Origin of the sequence: Paenibacillus sp. PK4536, assembly GCF_028594455.2 — a bacterium.
In the GTDB taxonomy this organism is placed as follows: domain Bacteria; phylum Bacillota; class Bacilli; order Paenibacillales; family Paenibacillaceae; genus Saccharibacillus; species Saccharibacillus nuruki.
Map to the genome: position 1 here is coordinate 341,432 of NZ_CP126313.1, position 23,021 is coordinate 364,452.

Annotated in this window: 23 protein-coding genes; 6 read left to right on the forward strand and 17 right to left on the reverse strand. The window is 39.5% G+C overall.

Annotated elements, in window-relative coordinates; translation table 11 throughout:
- Positions 1-70: 70 nt before the first annotated feature.
- The 12 genes from PO903_RS01700 to PO903_RS01755 all read right to left on the reverse strand — a co-directional run bounded on the left by PO903_RS01700 (position 71) and on the right by PO903_RS01755 (position 11,693).
- A complete protein-coding gene (locus tag PO903_RS01700) occupies positions 71-847 on the reverse strand; it encodes a ZIP family metal transporter (RefSeq protein WP_069325664.1) in 777 nt (258 codons plus the stop codon).
- 135 nt (positions 848-982) lie between these two features.
- Entirely contained in the window at positions 983-1,891 is a 909-nt protein-coding gene (locus tag PO903_RS01705; protein WP_273592440.1) for an aldo/keto reductase, read from the reverse strand.
- A 41-nt stretch (positions 1,892-1,932) separates the two neighbouring features.
- Positions 1,933-2,136, reverse strand: coding sequence for a YwbE family protein (locus tag PO903_RS01710; protein WP_137225592.1), 204 nt, complete (start codon positions 2,134-2,136; stop codon positions 1,933-1,935).
- A gap of 143 nt (positions 2,137-2,279) precedes the next feature.
- Entirely contained in the window at positions 2,280-2,543 is a 264-nt protein-coding gene (locus PO903_RS01715; RefSeq protein WP_069325667.1) for a YqkE family protein, read from the reverse strand.
- Positions 2,544-2,611: 68 nt separating this feature from the next.
- On the reverse strand, positions 2,612-3,940 hold the full coding sequence (locus tag PO903_RS01720) for a hemolysin family protein (protein ID WP_137225594.1): 1,329 nt from the start codon (positions 3,938-3,940) through the stop codon (positions 2,612-2,614).
- 202 nt (positions 3,941-4,142) lie between these two features.
- Positions 4,143-4,649, reverse strand: a complete 507-nt coding sequence (locus PO903_RS01725) for a hypothetical protein (protein WP_069325669.1) — start codon at positions 4,647-4,649, stop codon at positions 4,143-4,145.
- A gap of 191 nt (positions 4,650-4,840) precedes the next feature.
- Positions 4,841-6,529 carry a glycerol-3-phosphate dehydrogenase/oxidase gene (locus tag PO903_RS01730; protein ID WP_137225596.1) on the reverse strand — a complete coding sequence of 563 codons (1,689 nt, stop codon included), beginning with the start codon at positions 6,527-6,529 and terminating at the stop codon, positions 4,841-4,843.
- Positions 6,530-6,755: 226 nt separating this feature from the next.
- Positions 6,756-7,733, reverse strand: a complete 978-nt coding sequence (locus PO903_RS01735) for an iron-hydroxamate ABC transporter substrate-binding protein (RefSeq protein ID WP_273592441.1) — start codon at positions 7,731-7,733, stop codon at positions 6,756-6,758.
- A gap of 182 nt (positions 7,734-7,915) precedes the next feature.
- A complete protein-coding gene (gene glpK, locus PO903_RS01740; protein ID WP_069325672.1) occupies positions 7,916-9,409 on the reverse strand; it encodes a glycerol kinase GlpK in 1,494 nt (497 codons plus the stop codon).
- A gap of 47 nt (positions 9,410-9,456) precedes the next feature.
- A complete protein-coding gene (locus tag PO903_RS01745; protein WP_069325673.1) occupies positions 9,457-10,278 on the reverse strand; it encodes an MIP/aquaporin family protein in 822 nt (273 codons plus the stop codon).
- 205 nt (positions 10,279-10,483) lie between these two features.
- A complete protein-coding gene (locus PO903_RS01750) occupies positions 10,484-11,044 on the reverse strand; it encodes a glycerol-3-phosphate responsive antiterminator (protein ID WP_069325674.1) in 561 nt (186 codons plus the stop codon).
- Positions 11,045-11,081: 37 nt separating this feature from the next.
- The gene (locus tag PO903_RS01755) at positions 11,082-11,693 is read right to left on the reverse strand and encodes a DJ-1/PfpI family protein (RefSeq protein ID WP_273592442.1); all 612 of its coding nucleotides are present in this window, start codon (positions 11,691-11,693) and stop codon (positions 11,082-11,084) included.
- Positions 11,694-11,928: 235 nt separating this feature from the next.
- Between PO903_RS01755 and PO903_RS01760 the strand changes: the two genes are divergently transcribed.
- The 4 genes from PO903_RS01760 (at position 11,929) to PO903_RS01775 (ending at position 16,474) form a co-directional block, all read left to right on the forward strand.
- Positions 11,929-12,891, forward strand: a complete 963-nt coding sequence (locus tag PO903_RS01760) for a bile acid:sodium symporter family protein (RefSeq protein WP_069325676.1) — start codon at positions 11,929-11,931, stop codon at positions 12,889-12,891.
- A 240-nt stretch (positions 12,892-13,131) separates the two neighbouring features.
- Positions 13,132-13,815, forward strand: a complete 684-nt coding sequence (locus tag PO903_RS01765; protein ID WP_241669443.1) for a MarR family winged helix-turn-helix transcriptional regulator — start codon at positions 13,132-13,134, stop codon at positions 13,813-13,815.
- A gap of 90 nt (positions 13,816-13,905) precedes the next feature.
- Positions 13,906-15,267: an HlyD family secretion protein gene (locus tag PO903_RS01770; protein ID WP_273592443.1), complete on the forward strand. Its 1,362-nt coding sequence runs from the start codon at positions 13,906-13,908 to the stop codon at positions 15,265-15,267.
- Complete coding sequence (locus PO903_RS01775; protein WP_273592444.1) at positions 15,251-16,474, forward strand: ABC transporter permease; 1,224 nt, start codon at positions 15,251-15,253, stop codon at positions 16,472-16,474. Before PO903_RS01770 ends, PO903_RS01775 begins: the two co-directional genes overlap by 17 nt.
- A 108-nt stretch (positions 16,475-16,582) precedes the next feature.
- On the opposite strand, the gene PO903_RS01780 is transcribed toward PO903_RS01775, so the two are convergent.
- From PO903_RS01780 to PO903_RS01790, 3 genes are all read right to left on the reverse strand, one after another.
- Entirely contained in the window at positions 16,583-17,026 is a 444-nt protein-coding gene (locus PO903_RS01780; protein ID WP_273592445.1) for an RrF2 family transcriptional regulator, read from the reverse strand.
- A gap of 104 nt (positions 17,027-17,130) precedes the next feature.
- The gene (locus PO903_RS01785) at positions 17,131-18,060 is read right to left on the reverse strand and encodes a manganese-dependent inorganic pyrophosphatase (RefSeq protein ID WP_069325679.1); all 930 of its coding nucleotides are present in this window, start codon (positions 18,058-18,060) and stop codon (positions 17,131-17,133) included.
- A gap of 143 nt (positions 18,061-18,203) precedes the next feature.
- A complete protein-coding gene (locus PO903_RS01790) occupies positions 18,204-19,100 on the reverse strand; it encodes a LysR family transcriptional regulator (protein WP_273592446.1) in 897 nt (298 codons plus the stop codon).
- A gap of 187 nt (positions 19,101-19,287) precedes the next feature.
- On the opposite strand from PO903_RS01790, the gene PO903_RS01795 reads away from it, so the two are divergent.
- Positions 19,288-19,731 (forward strand): rhodanese-like domain-containing protein, encoded by a 444-nt coding sequence (locus PO903_RS01795; protein ID WP_273592447.1) that lies wholly within the window; start codon positions 19,288-19,290, stop codon positions 19,729-19,731.
- A gap of 8 nt (positions 19,732-19,739) precedes the next feature.
- On the opposite strand, the gene PO903_RS01800 is transcribed toward PO903_RS01795, so the two are convergent.
- Positions 19,740-20,408, reverse strand: a complete 669-nt coding sequence (locus PO903_RS01800) for an O-methyltransferase (RefSeq protein ID WP_273592448.1) — start codon at positions 20,406-20,408, stop codon at positions 19,740-19,742.
- A gap of 144 nt (positions 20,409-20,552) precedes the next feature.
- Here PO903_RS01800 and PO903_RS01805 point away from each other — a divergent pair, with 144 nt between their 5' ends.
- On the forward strand, positions 20,553-21,452 hold the full coding sequence (locus tag PO903_RS01805) for a LysR family transcriptional regulator (protein ID WP_273594611.1): 900 nt from the start codon (positions 20,553-20,555) through the stop codon (positions 21,450-21,452).
- Between the two features lie 31 nt (positions 21,453-21,483).
- Here PO903_RS01805 and PO903_RS01810 read toward each other — a convergent pair whose 3' ends face one another.
- Positions 21,484-22,743 (reverse strand): MFS transporter, encoded by a 1,260-nt coding sequence (locus PO903_RS01810; RefSeq protein WP_273592449.1) that lies wholly within the window; start codon positions 22,741-22,743, stop codon positions 21,484-21,486.
- Positions 22,744-23,021 lie beyond the last annotated feature (278 nt).

A 23,021-nucleotide genomic window follows, 5' to 3' on the forward strand; every position in this document is an offset into this window, starting at 1 on the left:
AAAAAAGCTTATCGATAGAATATACACCGAATAAGCTCTTTTTGTAACACAGCTAGAATGTGATTAACAATTACGATCCAATGCTTAATAATAGTGCTGTTAATAGACCTAGTGAAGCGATCAATCCTACTAATGGGCCACCGTCTTCATAAGCTTCTGGCATCATCGTAGAACAGATCATAGCAATAATACCTCCACCGGCAAAAGCACCGATACCTGCTTTGATCTCATTAGGTAGTAGTTCTAAAAATAGATAGCCTGCCATTGAAGCTAATGCAGAGATCACTAACACGACTGCCCACATACCAAAAATCTTGCCTCGTGAGTAATGACTTTGCTTCAGTCCTACCGTACTGGATAACCCTTCAGGAATATTACTGACAAAGATAGAAATAACCAATACCAGACTAACACCTTGACCTGCAAGTAGACTGGCTCCGATCATAATCGATTCAGGAATCGCATCCATTACTGTACCGGCAAATATCCCAAGTCCACTTTGACTGCTTCCTTCTTTTTCTTTGGATGATGACGTAGACGATGAAGAAGGTTCTCCATTGCTCATATAGGAACGTTTACGGTTGGCTCCCCCTTTACGGGATATGTATAGATCAAATGCTGTATATACAATCGCACCTACCATAAATCCTATACCTGTTGCCCAGATCCCTCCATCTTCTACCGCATCCGATAGTAATTCAAAAGCAACCGCACCGATCAGTGTTCCCGTACCAAATGCCATGATCCAGCCGATAATCTTTTTGGGCATATTGAAATACATTGCAACTAAAGCTCCCAATAAAACAGCAGAGCCTGCTATCGCACCCCACATTAGCGCATTCCACATTGTTATTCTCCTCTCAACTACACTGTCTTATTATTAACCCAAAATAAGACCGTTAGACCGATATGAGCACAAAAAAATAGAATAATTATTTAAAATGCGAATATGAATGCTTTTTCATATATTTAACGATTAAGTTTAACGGTGTTGTGTGTATTGATTAGCTGGACGAATTGAACGAATCAATTGCAATTCATCATCGGTTAACGCAGGTGAAGAAGCTGCTTCTACGTTTTCACGAAGTTGCTGGGAAGAACTTGCTCCTGCTGCAAGTACAGCAACTGCCGGATGAGCCAGCACATATTGAATAGCAGTCTGTGAAAGGCTTCTATCTGCTTGTGTAAGAGGTTCTAATTGTTGTCGTAGACTTACAACATCTTCCCCGCTAATGTCCAAGTAGCCCTTCTGTGCTTTGTCTTCGCGTCCATCTGCTAATGCTCCACTTGCTACAGCTCCACGTACGATCGCACTGATCCCTTTTTGCGTGAGTAATGGCAATACTTCTTCTTCAGGACGACGATCCAAAATACTGTACTGACTCATGACACTGACAATATGGGAACGATCCACATATTCTCGAATAACATTCGGACGAATCGACGAAATACCATATTCGCGAATAAGCCCTTCTCTTTTTAATTGCGCAAAAGCTTCGATCGTTTCATCCATATTGTCATCCAATGTACCACCATGCAATTGATATAGATCAATATAGTCTGTCTGTAAGCGTCGTAAGCTGTCTTTCACAGCTTCCATAATATGCGCTTTGGAAGGATTCCAGACTAAGCCTTCTTGACCTTCTACACGGGTATTTCCTACTTTGCTGGCGATAATCACTTCACTGCGGCGACCTTTGATCGCTTTTCCAATCAATTCTTCGTTGTGCCCGTTATCATAAATATCAGCCGTATCCAAAAAGTTAATGCCTAGATCAAGTGCTTCATGAAGTAGCGGAATCACTTGGCTCTCGTCTGTTCCAAGAGACATACAACCTAGTCCAATCTCACCTACGATTAAATCGGATGTACCGAGTCTATTCTTTTTCATTAGTGATCATCCTTTCGACTGTTTCTACTAGACATTAAACATTACACGTTGCTATTAATAATATTTTTAACTCGTCCTACATCTCCTGATTGAAGACGCACTTTAATTCCATGTGGATGATTCGGTGAATTAGTCAAAATATCTTTGACAATCCCTCTTGTTAATTTATTGGTTCGTTGATCTTGTTTGAGTACAATATCGACTTCAATTCCTGCTTTGATATTTGCTCTTGTCTGCCCGCTCATAACTTATTCCTACTTTCTGTATTTAGCATGTATAACAAATGCCGATACGGCACTCCTGCGAGCACAATACCGGCATTTAGTTCATTTCTGTATACCTGTTCAAGACTATAATGCTTGTAGATTCAGCACCATAACTGATCTATTTATTTGAACTTTTTCCAGTCTTGTTTGGTGTTTTCAAGCAAATATTCAAAATCGTTATCACGACGTTTTTGTTCTGCTTTACGTGCATCATCTGCTTCTTGTTGCTGTTGTTCTTTGCGTTGTTGCTCTTCGACTTTAAGCTCATTGGCTTGTGCTTTGAGCTTATCCAGTACATCAGCGCTTAGCATGTCTTTGAGTGTGGCTGGTCGATCTTGTGCTGGTGTAGCTGTCGGTCTTGCAGATGCTCTATTTTTCTTAGCCATCTATAATCACCTCTTTGAGTATACGAACTTGTTATAGTATACCATTCTCATGGAATAGACGAAAATGATTAGTCTTGCTCTTCTTCATCTTCTTCCTCAAACGTAGTCACTTCGATTTCTTTGATATGACGATTTTCCATACGAGTCACCGTAAATTCATAATCTTCCACCCGTACCGATTCACCTTCATGAATATTGAATTTCTGCGCCCAGATCCAACCACCAATCGTATAGGCTTCACCCGCTTCAATATCTGTGCCTAGACGACGATTCACTTCATGAATCAATGCTAACGGTTGTAGACGATAATGCTTGTCACCTAGCTTATGAATAGCAGGCGTAGCCGCGGGTTCGATATCGGACTTGGACGGAATATCACCGACAATTTCCTCCAAAATATCTTCCAATGTCACCATACCTGCTGTGCCGCCATATTCATCTAGTAATACCGCCATATGAATATTTTGTTTTTGCATTTGTCCGAGCAATTCACGAGCAGGCACCGTCTCTATTAATTGTAGTACTGGCTTGATAAAGGGAGCGATAGGATCTGTTGGTGTATGCGGATGACTAACAGCATCACGCAAGACTTCTTTGACATTGAGCAAACCAATAATTCGATCTTTATCTCCATCTAGAGCCACCGGAATAAGACTGTACGGTTCTTCTTTAACCAGCTCATAGAAGTCAGTCAACTGGGCTTCATGTCCAATATACTTCATCTCTGTACGTGGCACCATAATTTCACTACCGACTAATTCATCAAATTCAAATACATTATTCAAATAACGATATTCGGTCGGTGTAATATTTCCACTTTTGAATCCTTCAGACAGTGCGAATCGCAATTCAGCTTCACTTTGCGCTGCATCCTGCTCAGAGATCGGCTTAACTCCAAATAAACCTGTAATCAGACGTGCCGAACGACTTAACACCCAGTTAAACGGATATGTGATTCGGTAAAAGACCATCATCGGACGAGCAAAAAATAACGCCATCGGCTCTGCCAATTGAATCGCAAACGATTTGGGAACCAGTTCGCCGATCAACACTTCGAAATAGGTCAATAATAAGAAAGCAATAATAAACGATATAATCGATTCCAATCCTGCTGGTACTTGTACCCAAACAAATACAGGATGCAGTAATTCTTCAATCGTGGATTCTCCTAACCAACCTAGTGCTAGCGAGGTTAATGTTGTCCCCAACTGACAAGCAGATAGAAATTCATCCAATTTAGAAATAATATTCTGGACAGCGACTGCATTTTTATTGCCTTCTTCAGCCAGTTGATTAATCTTAGAAATACGTACACGAATAATCGAATATTCAGATGCTACAAAAAAGGCTGTTAATAAAATAAGCACAATAACCAATATCAAATTCAAAAATTCCATACCTTGCTCCCCTTTGTATGATCTATCTATATATAAGATCAATGTATGTATACATGTAGACATATGAAGTATATTACCCATTTTTGCTAATTATGCTTTAGAAAATTCAAAAAAAGGCTAGATATCAAGCACAAAAAAACGATCAGCATCCTATGTAGGGGCTAATCGCTTTTTTATTTGCTTTGGCACATCGTACGATATGTTATTTTACTTTATGCTTCCGATCTACTAACAACCATGCTCCACCTAATAGAAAAGCCAGTGCGATTAAAGGTTGTACAAATACCACATGATGCAACATCGAATCTAAAGAGAATACAGCCAAAAACAACAATCCCAATACCGTTAAAATATTAATCGGAATTAACAACCATTTGTTACGCGAACCTAACCAGTAAAATTCAAATAATCCTACTGCTACTGCAAGTATGTAACCCGGCCATACGACTGACCATAGATCAAATAATGCAGCAATCTGACTCACTACACCTGCTCCAAGTAAAATACCTCCTGGAATTAACAACCCTGTCTTTTTCGATTCCAAAAGCGAAAAGTGTAACCAATGAAAAAATAGCCCTAACGGAATCACAAATAGTGTTGGCCAAAATGTAGCAAAAATCGTACCTACTCCTGTCGATCCACCTGGATTCAAAAATAAATATACTCCTAATAACAACAATACTGGTGCAAGAACAGCCCGTTTAATCATAATCCTTACACACCCCTTTTCTATACCTTTTTTCTTAATTACACTGTAGCATATCTTGATCAGCAACTCATCAGTCTATAGAAGAAAAAGACCCTAGACTAAAGTCGTAGTTGACTACTCTAAATACAAAAAAAGACTCCCCCTATAAAGGAAGAGTCTTGGATTAGAGAACATTTATATTTCAATCTATTTTAAACAGCAAATTCGCTTTTAGTTGGAGCATCTGAAGGCACTACAGCATCATGTAAATGACCTTCTAGTTCATCTGTATAACGACGTTTTTGATCAGCTGTCCAGTTGAAGCGTCTAGACATATACTCGATCACAGGTTGTTTCCATTCATGTACCCAGTTGATATTGAAGAACAATGCGCCTGTACGACGGATAAAGAAATCGACAGGTTTTACAGTCATTTCTTCTTGAATCGCATAAGCAATACGTGCGCGAATATCTGCTGGTAATCCTAGCTCATCTGCAATCGGATCGGCTTGACGTACCAGATCAAATAATTTACTTACATTTGATCCGTAGAATCCTGCTAAATATTCAGCTTGTTCATGTGTTAAGCCTGCTTGTCTACCTTTATCCCCTTGTTGCAAAATAAAAGCAGGTAAGTTAGCGGAACCACCGACATCGCCACCAGACATCGCCATGTGTTTGGTCTGACAAGCTTTGAACTTTTTGCCTTGCTCTTTACCGATCAATTCAGCAGCTAGATCGATAACCATTTCAGCCATTTTACGATATCCGGTCAATTTACCACCTGCGATGGTGATCAATCCACTTGCCGATTGCCATACTTCATCTTTACGCGAAATTTCAGAAGGATCTTTACCTTCTTCATAGATCAGTGGACGTACACCTGCCCAGCTTGATTCGACATCAGCCGCTGTTACTTTGACTGTTGGGAACATATAGTTGATCGCTTTTAATACATAATCACGATCTTCCAGTGTCATTTGCGGATGAATAGGATCTGCTTTGTAGACCGTATCGGTTGTTCCTACATACGTTTTGCCATCTCTAGGAATCGCAAATACCATCCGACCATCTGGTGTATCAAAATACACAGCTTGTTCCAGTGGGAAACGCTCATGATCGATCACCAAATGAATTCCTTTCGTCATTTGTAACACTTTACCTTTTTTGGATTTATCCAATTGGCGAAGCGTATCCACCCATGGACCCGCTGCATTAATCACTTTACGTGCGAAAATGCTATATTCTTGACCGCTGATCGTATCGGTGACTTTAACACCCTTCAGCTTGCCATTTTCATAAATAAATTCAGAAGCTTTGGTATAGTTAGCTGCATAAGCACCACGTTTTACCGCTTCTTTGATCACTTCGATCGTTAAGCGAGCATCATCGGTACGGTATTCTACATAATAACCGCCACCTTGCAGACCGTCTTTTTTGATCAATGGCTCTTTACCCATTGTTTCTTTGACACTCAACATTTTGCGACGTTCATTTCTTTTGACGCCTGCTAAGTAATCGTATACACGTAGACCGATCGAAGTACTGAAGCTACCGAATGTTCCGCCTTTGTGGAAAGGAAGAAGCATCCATTCCGGTGTAGTGACATGCGGGCCATTTTCATAAACGACTGCACGTTCTTTACCCACTTCAGCTACCATTTTCACTTCAAATTGCTTCAAATAACGCAATCCACCGTGCACTAATTTGGTAGAACGGCTGGATGTACCTGCTGCATAATCTTGCATTTCGACTAGACCTGTTGTCATACCGCGTGTGACCGCATCTAGTGCAATTCCTGATCCAGTGATTCCGCCACCGATAACCAATACATCTAGTACTTCACTACTCATATGCTCTAAAGCATTTGCTCTATTTTGTGCCGAAAATGTTGTATTCATTTTTACGTCCTCCTTATTTTTAACGCTGTACATGGTTTATTTTACCAATCATAAGCAATAAAAAAGAGACCACGAATAATTACACTAAAACGGCTACTATCTACCGCGTGTACTCGTGGTCTCTCCAAAGTCTCATGACGTTATTATTAACTTGTTAACTCTATTGTACCATAGATGCTTTAGGGTAGCAAAGAATTTAGACAATTTTTTAGACATTTTGAGCGATCTATTGGGATTGAGTTAAGCTTTTCACAATATAATCAAACTGTGCATTCATTGAAATAGGATCGTTGAAATAATAGGCGACCGGATCAATTCGGTACACATGATTGCTTTTCACAGCCGGCAAGTCTTTCCATAGGCTACTGTTGTATACGGTGTTCCCATCTTTATCATCATCTCCACCCCATGGTGAAGTGAAAATATAATCGCCTGCAAAATCAGGTAGATTTTCTAAAGAAATACTCGCAAAACCTGCACCGCTATCGATTCCTTCTTTTTGCATCATTGGTGTAGCTTTGAGACCTAGTGCTCCATAGATAATTTCTCCACCACGACCATAGGTATCACCCATAGCATAGATGCCTTTTGCATATGGCTGAAGAATAGAAATGGTTTTGTCACCTACAGCCGCTTGTACTTTAGGTTTGGCTTCCTTAATTTTAGATTCCCATGTTGCTGCTAATTCTTTGGCTTTATCTTCTGTACCTGTCATTTTGCCGATTTCTTGTAATTGCTCTTGATACGTATATTGACCATACTTAATCGCTACTGTAGGTGCAATTTGCTGATATTTTTCTATATTCGCATCATTATCCCAGACGACAATCAAGTCTGGATCCAGGGCTAATATTTTTTCTACATCTGGCTTATCGCCAAGATTAGTGACACCTTCTGTTGACTCTTTCAAAAATGTACTTTGAAAAACATAATCGATCGTTGCAATAGGCTTAATCCCTAGCGCATATAAATACCCGTAATAACTATCTGCAAGTACTACAGCACGCTGAGGATGGTTAGGAACCTTAACTTCTCCATTTGCCGCTTGATATGTAATGGTGGAATCAGTCGCTGGTGCTGGTGTATCTGTTGATGTTGGTGCAGATGTTGAAGCTGTTGGTGTTGTACTTTGACCACAAGCTGCTAGAATTGCCACACAGAGAATTGTGGTAAAGATCATACCGAATGTTTTGAAAATACACATGCTCTATAACCGCCTTTTATTTATAGTATATGATTCTTTCAAATGATAAAGATTATCATTATCATTTGAAATGTTAGCATATTATAAATGGTATTGCATTAACTTTTTGAAAATAGGCAGAGCAAAACCCCTTCTCTTACTGCGAGAAAGGGTTCTACTTTAGAGCTATAAAAATGGATCGTTTATTTAAAAGCCATAGTTGCATGAACCGCTTTTTGCCAGCCAGCATATAGACTTTCACGACGAGATTCTTCCATATTCGGTGTAAATTGATCGTTCAATTCTTCATGTGTTGCTGCAATCTCATCTAGACTTGTCCAGTATCCTGTTGCAAGTCCTGCAAGGTAAGCAGCGCCTAAAGCAGTTGTCTCATTCACTACAGGACGATCTACAGGAACACCTAGAATATCACTTTGGAACTGCATTAAGAATTTATTTTTCACTGCCCCACCATCCACTTTAAGTGATTCGACTTTAAGTCCTGTATCACTTTCCATAGCGGTTAATACATCTTTGGTCTGATACGCTAATGACTCAAGTGTTGCACGGATAAAGTGTTCTTTGGTTGTGCCACGGCTAAGACCGAAAGCCGCTCCACGAACTTCACTATCCCAGTATGGACTTCCTAGTCCGACAAAAGCAGGGACAAGATATACGCCATCTGTCGATTCTACACGAGCAGCATAAGCTTCACTGTCTGCGGCATCACGGAACATACGTAGACCATCACGTAACCATTGAATAGCAGAACCAGCTACAAAGATACTTCCTTCTAGCGCATAATGAATTTTGCCGTCTACACCGCAAGCAATCGTTGTAATTAGACCATGCTCTGAACGAATCGGTTCTTCCCCTGTGTTCATCAGCATAAAGCAACCTGTACCGTATGTGTTTTTGATTGATCCTTTTTCATAACAAGCTTGTCCGAACAATGCAGCTTGTTGATCTCCTGCTGCACCAGCAATCGGAATATTTTGACCAAAGAAATGATAATCAACGGTATGTGCATACACTTCAGAAGACGGACGTACTTCTGGCAACATGGAAGCAGGAACACCCAAGATATCCAGTAATTCTTCGTCCCATTTCAGCTCATAAATATTGTACATTAAAGTACGAGAAGCATTGGAGTAATCCGTCACATGTGCTTTACCGCCAGATAATTTCCAGATGAGCCATGTATCAATTGTACCGAACATCAATTCACCACGTTCTGCACGTTCACGTGTACCTTCTACATGATCCAGAATCCATTTGACTTTAGTACCGGAGAAATAAGGATCGATTAACAACCCTGTTTTGTCACGGAATGTCTGTTCAAGATCACGTTTTTTAAGATCATCACAAATTTCAGCACTTTGACGAGATTGCCATACCAGTACGTTATAGACTGGATCACCTGTTTTACGATCCCAGACTACTGTCGTTTCCCGTTGGTTTGTAATACCGATTCCTGCGATCTGTACAGGCTTGATACCCGATTCAGAAAGGCAAGAAGCGATAACCGCTAGAATTGAACTCCAAATTTCGTTCGCATTTTGCTCAACAGTACCTGGTTTAGGGAAATATTGCGGGAATTCACGTTGTGCCATATACACAATTTCACCTTTTTTGTTAAACAAAATTGCGCGTGAGCTTGTTGTTCCTTGATCCAGTGCCATAATATATTTTTCCATAAATAAGTTCCTCCTCGAGTGATATACGTAGTATAAATATATTTAATTTAAGCTGTTGCTTTGTGAGAAACAGAATCTTGTGTTTTGCGACCTGAACGATGAGCGACAAATAAACAAACAGCCGTCACCACTAACAGCACCCATAATATCGGTGTGCTTTGACCCTGGAATACATTTTTGTAAAATAAGCCGCCAATTGAACCGCCTAACAATGGGCCGATAAATGGAACCCAAGCATATCTCCAATTGGAAGGTCCTTTACCTGCAATCGGTAATAAAGTATGCATCAGACGAGGGCCCAGATCACGCGCTGGATTAATCGCATATCCGGTTGTTCCTCCAAGCGATAAGCCGATACTAACCACTAATAAACCTACAATTAATGGATGAACACCTTCTGTAAATTGATTTGCACCCATAGATAACAATACCATGACAAAAATAAATGTACCGATAATTTCACTCAACATATTTCCCACAGGATGCTTAATCGCTGGAGACGTTGAAAATACGCCTAATTTGGTAGCCGCATCTGGAGTTGCTTTCCAGTGTGGTAAGTATTGTAAGTAGACCAGCAATGCACCTGCCATCGCTCCGATCATCTGTGCCAAAATATACGATGGAACTTGACTCCATGCAAAATCGCCATTAAACGCAAGTGCTAAGGTTACAGCTGGATTCAAGTGTGCGCCACTAATATCGCCTACGGCATACACCGCCATTCCTACTCCAAGACCCCAACCTGCAGTGATAACCATCCAGCCTGAACTTTCTGCAAATGATCCTTTTAAAGCAACACCTGCAGAAACGCCAGCGCCTAATGCAATAAGAATCATGGTTCCTACTAATTCAGCTATAAATGGTGACATTAAATTCCCTCCATTCAAAGTAGCAAGTTATTTCAACCGATAGACAACAGAAAAAGCCACTGCAAACCACCCCATCAGGTACAGGGGGTCTTTGCGTGGCTCTCCGGTTCTCCGTCACATTATTAACTTGATAAGTTCATCATATCGTAACATGTAAGCGGTGTCAACATGACAATTTTCATGTGATCTTCATGATTGGTGTTTTTCACTTGTCTGTACGGTAGTGAGCAAACAGATGATCGTTAGATGTCGTCACCGCTGTAGCACCTGCCGCAAGCGCCTGTTCTACATCATCAGCAGTCCGAATTAAGCCTCCTGCAAAAACAGGAATATTCGCCCGTTCAATCACTTCTTTAATCATATGTGGTACAACACCCGGCAACACTTCGATATAATCAGGTTGCGTTTTTTGCAGTAGAGCATAACTTTTTTCTAATGCGATTGTATCCAGCATAAATACACGCTGAATCGCAATCACCCCTTTTTGCTTGGCTTTCAAAATCATATTACCACGCGTAGAAATAATCCCATGAGGCTTAATTTCCTGACATAAGTATTCTGCGGCATATTCATCATTTTTAAGTCCGTGTACCAGATCGGCATGCAAAAACATTTTCTTCTGATGTTGATTTGCCATTTTATAAATATTTTTGAGTTGTGCAATATGAGTATCCAAAAACACACCATATTCATACGAACTGGATAAGATTTGTTCGAATTGCTTCATACTTTTGGCTGCTGGCAAAATCGCCTGACCGTGAAACATCGTTAATCACTCTTTTCTCCATAATAAGTGCTTGCTGTTACATCTCAATATCTATATCCATTCGTCTAATCACTGTACGAGCACACTCTATATTAACCCATTTACTTACAATATGTAATGCCAAATGAATCCCTGCGGAGATGCCTGCGGAGGTCATAATCAATCCTTGATCTACAAATTTCACACCTGATTTGACGATTACTTCAGGATAATCTTGTTGTAACCGATCAAGATCCATCCAGTGTGTGGTGGCTTCCCGTCCATCCAATAATCCCGCTTCTGCTAACACCAATGCGCCTGTACAGATAGAAGCTAGTACCTTGACCTGACTGGCTTGTGTACGAATCCACTCGATAATCACTGGATCATGAATAATGATCTCTTCCGCCCCATACCCGCCTGGAATAACCAAAATATCAAGTATTGGCATATCTTGAATCGCATAGTCAGGTTGTACTTTTAATCCATTACGAGCGCTGATAAGTTCACCCTCTGGAGATAACGTATGGACTTGAAATAATTTCTGCTTATCTACAGTCTCAGCAAGCGAAAACACTTCAAACGGCCCTGCAAAATCCATCACTTCTACTTCATCAAATAACAAAATACCGACTTGATAACGCTGAGCAATATCACTGTTTGTAGGCATATTTGACTCTCCTTTTATCAAATGAAGTTGGCTTTTATGTATCTATCATGCCTTATATGTGAAATAAAAAACAATAGCCATGTAAAATCTTTTATAGTAAAATTTGCATACTTTAGTTTTTACGCATTAAAGCGTTGGTGGAGAATAATATAATTAAGGTGCTATCTACCTGAATATTATTGTCGAGACAATCAACGTTGGATGAACTATATTACGTAGAATAGGAGATCACATCATGAATGCTGTTGCCAAAGTAAGTAAGTTTGTAGGGGATACCTTTTCGATCTGGGTGATATTGTTTGCTTTACTTGGATTTTTTATGCCCACTTTATTTACCGGTTTGAAAGGACAGATTTCGTTGTTGCTTGGAATTGTGATGTTTGGTATGGGGTTAACATTATCTTCCGCTGACTTCCGCGAAGTTTTTCGCCGTCCACTGGATGTAGCGCTCGGGGTAGTCGGACACTATATTATTATGCCTTTGCTTGCGTATGGTCTAGCGATTGCGTTACAACTTCCACCGGATATTGCTGTAGGTGTTATTCTAGTCGGTTGTTGTCCAAGTGGAACATCTTCTAATGTGATGACTTTTCTATCCAAAGGAGATGTAGCGCTTGGAGTATCTATTGCTTCTGTATCGACTTTGATTGCTCCACTAGCTACACCTGCGATGATTTCATTACTTGCTGGACAATGGATGGATATCAGTGCAAGCAGTCTTATTCTTGATATTCTTAAAGTGGTTATCGTTCCGATTGTACTGGGTGTGATCGTAAAATCATTATTTCGCAAACAAGCTGAAGCAGCTACCGTGGCTTTGCCTTTTGTATCTACACTCGCAATCGTACTGATTGTCTCGATAGTGGTCGGTTTAAATCGTGACAAAATCGTAGAAACAGGATTGTTGATTTTCCTAGTAGTGATTTTACATAATGGGCTAGGATATCTGCTTGGTTATTTATTTGCCAAAGCGATCCGTATGAATCCTGCTCAACGTAAAGCGATTGTTTTTGAGACTGGTATGCAAAATTCAGGGCTAGGTGCAAGTCTTGCCGCAGCTCACTTTAATCCTTTAGCGGCTGTTCCAAGCGCAATCTTCAGTGTATGGCATAATATTTCCGGATCATTGTTAGCCACATGGTTTGCACGTCGTGCTGCTAAAGAAGAGCAACAGACAACCGATTGGATTAAGAAATAATAACAGCTAAAAAATGATCTTGTTCCCTTCTGGAGATGGCGTTTACATATGCGTCTCTTCAGGTTTGGGGATGCTAAGAAGTAGGATATTCAAAAATATTTAGCTTGTCAAAAGAATAAATTTGAATTATTATAACGTAGCTAAAGGAATCACAATCCTATTCTAAAAGTCGTTCTATATTTTTTTATCAAATGGTTAGCCGGCTTACTAAAAAATAAATAATAAAGGAGTTTGGTATTTTTGGATTATTTAATTTCGTCAGAACATGAGACATCTCAAGAACTTCCATTGTATAATCAGGTGATAACGAATCGGGCAGCTGTCGAAATTGCTTCACTATACATGGATATGACGGCTAATCTGTTTGAAAGGGACGAATTAGATATGGACTTTGATATACGTGATCTACCTACCAGAGAAATGCTTCAAGAATTTTCAAAATCTGTACCTGAAATTGATATTTCGGCTACAGAAGCCATGCTTCTTTTTATGCGTACCGCTTCTAACATTTTCAAAGTCAGTTCAAATGGATTTGAAAAATTCGATGTCTCTAGTGGTAAGTTCGCTCTATTGATCTTGTTATATCGCAATCAAAATACAGGGCTTCTTGCATCAGAACTAGCTGAAAGAGCGGGTATTACCAAAGCAACCGTAACAGGATTGTTAGAACGTATGGAACGTGATCATCTGATTTTTAGAAAAGATCATCCTTCTGATCGTCGTATGAGTATTGCGCATCTTACAGATACCGGCATGGCATTAATGAATGAGTTATTACCTGTTCATTTTCTCAGTACTTCTAAAATTATGAGCGGTCTTTCTGAAGAAGAAAAAGAAATGCTATTGTTATTGCTTCAAAAAATCAAATTAGGTATTCCTGAAGGTGAAGAAGTCTATAACTCTTATCAGATCAGACATAAATAATGTCTTTTCTATCATTTAGTTAGCCGGCTTACTTTATTTTCAGAAATCCATTATAACATTCTCTATATTAGATTAAGGAGCGTTTAATTCATGAATCGCAGTCAAGTGGCTAGTCTTATTATTCCTGTTATTTCTATTGTATGTTTACTTAGTGGTGGATTCTTGTTGCAAGCCAAAGGGCATGATCAAGTTACAGTCTCACAAACTTCCAAAAGTTCTACTTTAAGTTCAGACAGCGTCCATGTTTCTTTTGAAGAAGTAGGTGGTAAAGTCGTCAACATTCCTTTTACAGAAGAAAAAATAGTTAAAAAAGGAGACATCTTAATGACTCTTGATTCTACAGATGTCGACTTGCAAATTGAAAAACTTCAAAAACAAATAAAACAGTATGATACACAAATCATGCAACAGCAAAAATCGATTCAATTGGGTTATTCCAAAGCAAGCACACAGGAAAAACAAGCTCAATTAGCGATAGAACAATCCCAAGTATCTCAGAGTAAAAGTCAGTCTGCTCTTAAAAGTGCTCAAGCGGCTCAGCGCCAAGCACAGTCTGCTCATCGTCAAGTACAAGCGGCTGAAAAAGAAGTCAACAATGGTGCACGAGCAGAAGATATCAAGCAACAACAAATTGCTATCCAATCAGCGACCCAAAGTCTTCAAACGGCTCAAATCAATCATGATCGTACACAAAAATTATACAATTCCGGGCTCAGTACCAAAGCCGATATGGACAATGTAGAACAGTCTTTGACCCTTGCTAAAAATCAATTAAACCAACAACAAGAAGCGCTAGTGAAGCTGAATAACGGTGCAACTTTAGAAGAACGAGCACAAGCCAATGAACGTACCCAACAAGCAGTAGAACAATCCAATCAAGCAAATGTAAGTGTGACACAAGCGCAGACAGAATTACATGGTGCAGAATTAGCGATTCAGACTTCTCAGACCCAATTGGATACTGTCCAACAAGCACGTCAACAATTAGCAGATCAAGAACTTGCTGTAGATTTACTTCAACAACAAAAAGATGCACAACAAATCGAATTAAAAACATTATTACTCAAAAAATCAAGATTGATTCTCAAAGCCCCAAGTAACGGTAAAATTACAGCAATCAGTACAGAAGTAGGCGAAAATATCAGTCAAGGCGCACCTATCGTTACCTTAGAGACGAATAAAATGTATTTTGATCTTTATGTGAGTGAAGATCAAGCCACCAAATTCCATGCTAAACAAAAAATAAAAGTGAATATTCCTGCTCTTCATAAAGACTTAAATGGTGAAGTTCGTTATATTACCGCTGCTCCTCAATTTGCAAATCTTAAAATGGCACGCGAAAAAGGCGAAGCCGATGTGGCTACTTTTCAGGTTCGTATTTATGTAGACAAATCAGCTAGCTTATTGCCCGGCATGACTACTGAGGTGAATATTGATGAAATCACTTCTTGATGAATGGCATTATCTAATCAAATCGAAATATCCTATCATTGCGATCATTTTCCCATTGGTAGCTGTGTTAGCTTACTCTTTGCTACTACCAAGCAGTCAAATCAATGAATCCAAAGTGATTGTAGTGGATCAAGATAATACTTCCTATAGCCGGCAATTGATTCAGAAGATAGATGCTTCTCAATATATACAGGTCGATCAGATTATTTCCTATACGAATAATCCTGAATCTTACTTTTACCATGAGCAATATCTAGCCGTAATCTCTTTGCCCAAAGGACTTGAAGAAAATCATAATCGCTCTTTACCGAATCGAATCGGGTTGATTTTAGATAATACCAATTCTCAAGCGGTTACCTTTATTCGAACCGCCATGCAAGAAATTACAGGCTATGAAAATATGCAATTGGCTATCCCTGCCTTATCCAGAACAGGCATGAGTATAGAGCAAGCACAAGGAACAGCTAGTAATCTGGCGGTAGAAGTCAGATCATTATTCAATCCGACCAGTAGTTACGACAATACGTCCATTCTTACATTTATATGTATGTTCTCGTTTATGATGCTCAATATTAACAGTCTTCCTATCATCGCTAGACTTCGGGTATCGCATCGATTAGCGGGTGAACTCCGTAATCCATTCAATCCACTTATTCGTATATTACCTTATGTATTGTTCTCAACAGCAGGATTGATTTTTGCGATGGGGGTTTTGAAATGGGTCGGTGGTAGTCGATTTGAAGGCAATGTGGCTTTATTTATGATCCCTGTTGCACTCTATGTATTCGGTTCTGTCTGTATTAATATACTGGTAGCTTGGGGAGCCGCACATCCAGGCATAGCGATAGGGCGAATGATCTTTATCTTTATGCCTGCTTTTGTACTATCAGGTGGCACGATGGCAAGAGCACTTTTTCCACCTTTAGCTTTGCAAATTAGCGACTTTTTCCCATTTGTATGGATGTTCAAATTTCTTCGCAGTATGGGATTACGAGGAGCTTCTTTTCAAGAAATGTTACCTGAGTTAGGTTCGATGATGTTGTATGTAGCTGTTCTGGCTATGCTAGTCGTTGCTAGAGGATTATGGGAAAAGCAAAAACTAGCCAAACTTCAAAAAACATCTTCACCGGCTCATTCTGAAAAGCCATTTCCCGGTGCTCCACCTACTGCTATAAGCACACCTACACCGGAATCATCCAAAGGATAATAAAATCATATCATCGTTCAACCACCACCTATCGATCAAGAGGCTACAGACTTTTGATCAATAGGTGGTTTTATATCGTAATGATTACTTTAATAGACCTAATACGAGTTACTTATTAGGCATCTTTGTGATATCTGAATCATCGATTACATCAGCTAGTGTATACTGCTCCAGATAATCGATCACTTGTTTTTCGGCTCCTTTCATAATGCTACTCAGCCGTTGATTCATCTTTTCACTATCTTGAATCCCATCGGGCTGAGGTAGATCATGAATAGGTTGCTCTATCCGAATCGCTAGATAAATAGCAGACAATGTTAATTGATCCGCAGGTATACGTAGCGTATAACCACCGTCTCTTCCTTCACGGGTGTCTACAATATTGTGACTGGCTAACGTCGCTAATATTCTTCGCAAAAAGGTAGGATGAGAATGAACTTGAGCTGCAATCATAGCACTGGATAACGTCCCCCCATTTGAAGCCAGTCCAGCAAGCGTATGTACCGCCACACTAAAGCGTGCAGGTCCGATCAATTTAGCTTGTGTCTTCATATATAATATATCCTCCTGCACCATATGATGTACAACAAAGACGATTGGAGTCTAGCTCCAACCGCCTTCGTCATTACAATATGCTTATGTAGCATACGATTTTATTATTTAGCAAATGTATCTGTCAATACAGGTACGATTTGAGATTTACGAGAAACTACACCTTTAAGCACTGCTTGATTATTTTCAAGTTTTACTTGGTATGCTTCTTCGACAACATCGGTACGTTTACCTAGAGCAAGACCAACAGAATCGTTGTTCAAAATGTCTGTGATTACGAACAAAAATAGATCCAGACCTTTTTTCTCAATAACTGCTGTTAGTGCTGCTTCGATCGCTGCTTGTTGAGACAATACATCATTAACATCTACAGCATTAACTTGAGCGATTTCAACTTTAGCATCACCCATTTGGAATTCTTTTGCATCCAAAGTGATCAATTGCTCTACGGTTTTGTCACTCAAATCTGCTCCAGCTTTAAGCATATCCAGACCGTATTTAGCGATATCCACTTCAGCAATTCGAGCCAATTCATTCGCTGCTTCTACATCTTGTGGTGTGCATGTAGGCGATTTGAACAACAACGAATCAGAGATAATTGCAGACAACATCAATCCTGCATTTTGTTTGGAGATCGATACGCCATGCTCTTTGTATAATTTGTTCAAAATGGTCGCTGTGCAACCTACAGGCTCTGCACGGTAGTACAACGGGCCACTTGTTTCAAAGTTAGCAATACGGTGATGATCGATCACTTCGATAACTGTTACTTCATCAATATCATCAGCGCTTTGTTGACGCTCGTTATGATCGACCAAAATAACTTCTTTCGCTTCTACAGCTACTTTTTCCACAAGACGTGGAGCTTCTACTTTAAAATAATCCAAAGCGTATTGTGTTTCGCCGTTCACTTCACCTAGACGAATCGCTTCAGCATCTACACCTAATTCTTTTTTCAATGCTGCATACGCAATCGCAGCTGTAATCGTATCCGTGTCCGGATTTTTATGACCAAAAACTAATACTTTTGACATAATGACACTCCTTCGTAATCTGTTTTGGCGAAAAAAAGATAATTCTTTTTTCAAAGTTTCCTTCCATAGTATACCTTGATTTCAAATGAAAATGAAGTTTATTCCTATTAAATGTATAGGAATAACTGTATAAATTTTTATTTTTATACTTTCATTATCGAATGCACTCTACATAAAGTAACCCATTCTGTCGCTATACTACTCAATGATTTTGTAGAATTGTAAATAATTTGGCTATACAATTGTGGATCTTCTTCTGCCCAAGGAACTATACATAGTGCCTGATTATTTCTTTCCTGTTCCAACACAAACTGAGGTAAAAAGGCGATTCCCCATTCTTTAGCGACCGATTGCTTGATGGCTTCGATATTTCCGAGCTCTAAATGAATATCACTGGCATGTCCTTGTGATTTCATTTTGTCGATAAGGTACGCTCGATACGTACATCCTTCTTCCGTCACAATCAACGGTTGTTGATGCAGATCTCGCGAAGATATAGAGGATTGTCTTGCTAACGGATGCTGTGGGTGCATAACGACTCTCATTTGCGCATCAAAAAGAGATATGGCTTCGATACCATATGCCTGACATGGTGTATCCAAAATCAAAGCAATATCTAATTGTTGCTCTCGCACACGGCGAATTAACTGCTGTTCTTGATCTAAAATAATTTTGACTTGTACATGTGGATACTGTTGCCGGAACTGTTCTAAGATAGATGGCAAATAATATAAAGACAGACTCTCAATCGTACCTATCGTCAGTGTAGTCTGATCCAGATCTATAGTAGAAAGTGCTTGCTTCGCTTGCTCTTGCAATTCAATCATTTGACGAGCATAAGGTAACAGCTTTTGTCCAACTGCGGTTAAAATCACAACATTTCCTTTGCGCTGAAACAAGCGCTGTCCACCATACAATTGTTCTAATCGCTGAATATGATGGGTCACACTGGATTGCGCATAATCTAGCTCTTGCGCAGTACGTGTATAGTTTCCCCATTTGACCAATTCACAAAATGTTTTGAGATATAACAGTTCCATTAAGATTACTCCTTTGCCCAAGGATAGTACTGTATTGTTCGCATAGCGTATGTATTATCGATAAGATCGATAGTTGGTATCTATAACTCTACAGCACTTGTATGCTTTGCTTTTTGTACAATCATAACAGAACATCGATAGCCTATCCGTGTTCAACATAACCTACGACTGAAGGAGTTGTCTACTGATGAACCATTCTCCACGCTTTTCCCTTACACTTGAAACACCCGCTGCGAATACAACCGATGCGTACAATTATTTCACAGCTAAAGCTGCTTATGAAACAGATGTCGCCGATGTCATGATCGATTGTCAAAAAGGAAATCCGCCCTTTGTAATATTAGATGTACGAGACGAATCAACTTATCAGCAATGTCATATTCCGGGTGCAATCCATATTACCGGTCGACAGATCAATGAGAAAACGACAGCCCATTTAGATCCAACCACAACGATTATAACGTACTGCTGGGGTCCTGCTTGTAATGGAGCAACCAAAGCCGCTGCCAAATTAGCCCGCCTCGGATTTCCAGTTAAAGAATTACTCGGTGGAATCGAATACTGGCGTAAAGAAGGCGGACCTGTTGAAGGTACATTAGATGTAGAAGCTCCGATGTACTGGTCTATCTAATCCACTAACTAGATGACAATTCCAATCGCAAAACCATCATACCCTTTACTACCTACCGTCTGAATAGATGTAGCCGTGATACGAGGATCTTCAGCTAATAATTCATAAAATTGGCGAATCCCTTGTACACGGCCATCATTACTGTGTTGATCCAAAATAGCTCCTTCTCGAACTACATTGTCTCCGATGATAACAGTGCCCGGATGAGACATTTGCAAAGCATATTGTAGATAACGAGCATTATTATTTTTGTCTGCATCAATAAAAATTATATCAAAAGCTTCTATTTGTTCTGCTTCCATCTGGCCTAATTGTTCGGATGCATCACCGATCCGAATATCAACTTTGTCCTCTAGTCCAGCCAATTTAATATTTTGCCCGGCTACTTTGGCATGGTGAGGATCATATTCTAGCGTAATTAACCGTCCATCTACAGGTAAAGCACGCGCCATCCATATGGTGCTGTATCCACCCAATGTACCTATTTCTAAAATACGTTTGGCTTTGTTCATCATCACGATTAATTGTAGTAATTTACCTTGAGCAGGCGATACATCATACTCGGGTAAAGAGGCTTGCTGATTGTTAATTAATACCTGTTCTAGAATAGCATCTTTGGGAATAAGGTTCTCTTCAATATAGTGATCCATCTGACTCCATACTTGAATATCACTCATACTTATCGTCCTCCTATTTATAAAGGCTTCTTGTAATTCCTATAAGTATTGTACCTTGTACTTATTCATATTAATAATATATAATTTATAGTTATTTATATCTAAAATATATGAATACATACGAAAGTAGGGATGATGGCAATGTTGAATATGCATGCTCTTTATTTATTTCATACGATTGCTATCCAAGGCAGTGTAACTAAAGCTGCTAATCTATTAAATATTAGTCAGCCTGCGATTACGGCGCAGATTAAGAAGTTAGAAAAAGAAATAGGGATTACTTTATTTATTCCGCAAGGAAGAGGGATTGCTTTAACGATCGAAGCTAAAGAATTGTTGGGATTTACACAGCGTATTTTTGCGATAACTGGACAAGTTGAACAATGGATCCAGCAGTATCATCAAGGACAGCGTGGGCAGATTCGTTTAGCGGCTACTTATTTGCCTGCTCATTTTCTATTGCCTACATGGATCGCCAAGTTTAAGCAACAATATGAACATGTAGATATGACGATAACCACCACTAATTCCACCGATGCTTTACGTCAGTTATTACAAATGGAAGTCGATATTGCGATTTATGGAGGACTTGCTGAAGAACAGACAGCAGATATTCAGGCAGAAGAACTATTTCGAGATGAACTCTGGTTTGTTGTAGCACCTAATCATCGTTATGCCGGTCAACATATTTCACTACAAGAGATGATGAAAGAACCTTTTGTAATGCGTGAGCAAGGTAGCTCGACACGAGAGCGTTTATTAGCCTTATGTCGAACTCACAATACCCCTCCTCCGCAGATTCCTTTACAATTTAATGGATTGCCAGAAGCGATTCAAGCCGTTATTGCTGGTTATGGTGCTAACTTTGTGTCTTCATTCGTGGTACGAGACTATGTAGAACGAGGACAATTAGCACGTGTATTCGTCAACGATGTGTATTTGCAAAATAGTATTGCTATTTGCACTCGTCTCCATGAGCCTTTATCTACAGCCAGTCAGCAATTTGTTCATACGATTCGGCAGGATAGTTCTATGGTAAAGTAAATGATTCTTATCTATTTAAGCATTCAATCATTTATGTTGCTTCTTCTGGTGGAGACATCGGCATATAGAGACGAACCGCCAGAGCAAGCACCAAAGTGATACCTAACAGAATACATGAACCGATAATCACTGACCATGAAATCGACCATAACTGCGCAGTTAACCCTAGTATAAACACAGATAGAATTTGCATCATAGCTGCGACCAGACTGTAGATACTGCTGATCCGTCCCATGATATCAACAGGTACATGATTTTGATAAAAAGTTGTAAATCCTGTATTCATAAATGCCATAAAAAAAGCTAATACAAAAAATCCAACGGCGGCACCTGCAAAAGTATCCGATAGACTATAGATCACATAACCTGTGCCAAATCCAATTGCACCGACCGTCAATAATATCTTTACTGTTAGACGCTTCACGATTATCATATTCACCAGTGCGCCAACCCCTAATCCTATCCCTGCTACGCTAACCAGATAACTATATTGACTGTCTGTACCTGACAATACTTCTTTGACAAAAGCGACTTCCATCGAATCTAGTCCTGCCGCGACCACCATCAATATTTGAAAAAGAAAATAAATTAACATCACATTCCAAGCTTGCCGACTAAATCTAATTACTAATTGCCAATCTTGCTTAATCATGTGCCAAGAACGACTGGACTTTGTCATTTTGGTTAATTGTTCGTTATGTATAGACTCATCCACTGTAACAGTTTTCTTTTCTAAATCAGGCAATATCCATGTCATCATACTAGACACACCAAAAGCTAGTGCAGTGCCGAAAATCGCCATTTGAGGACTGGTGATCAAAAATAACAAACCTGCTATCGCTGGCCCAATTAGAAAAGCACCGGAATGAATCAAACTTTGAATCGAATTAAATCGTTTACGGTATTCTGTTGGAATTAACTTGGTGGTGTATACCATGGATGTAGGTTTAAAGATAGAACTTGCCATATTAATGACCAGCACAACGATATAGATCAAGCTAATATGATGAAGAAAAGGAAGGGTGAAAATAAGTACTGCTTGCACCAGATCGAACCCAATCATTAAGCGACGTTTATTCAGCCGATCGACCATACTCCCTGCCCAACTATTGGTACATAATGTGGCAAATGGTTTGAGAATATACAGTCCTGCGATAGCAAGTGGTGATCCATACATATCAAGCATCGTTAGATTCAGCGCTATCAAAAAAATCCAATCTCCAATATTTGCAATGGCTACACCTGTAAGCAAAATAGAAGGATATTTCCAGAAATGAGTATTGCTATTCATAAGTAGGTCTCCTTGAGGACAAAGACACCTTTCAGGTCATCATAAATCTATGTATATTCTTATCGTGGTTTACTAGCTTTTAAAATGTAGAGCTACTCACATATTGATCCAGTCTATACATAGCTATGCCCTGATCCAGTGTCTATTCCTGATATTTTGGGATGTGGTAATCCTTGTTATTACGTAGTCGTTGAGATCCATTGAGATGCTTCGCTGTCGTTGTAATATGTACATTGTTTATTTCTCCTTTGTCGATCTATTTAAATAATTTGACTGAT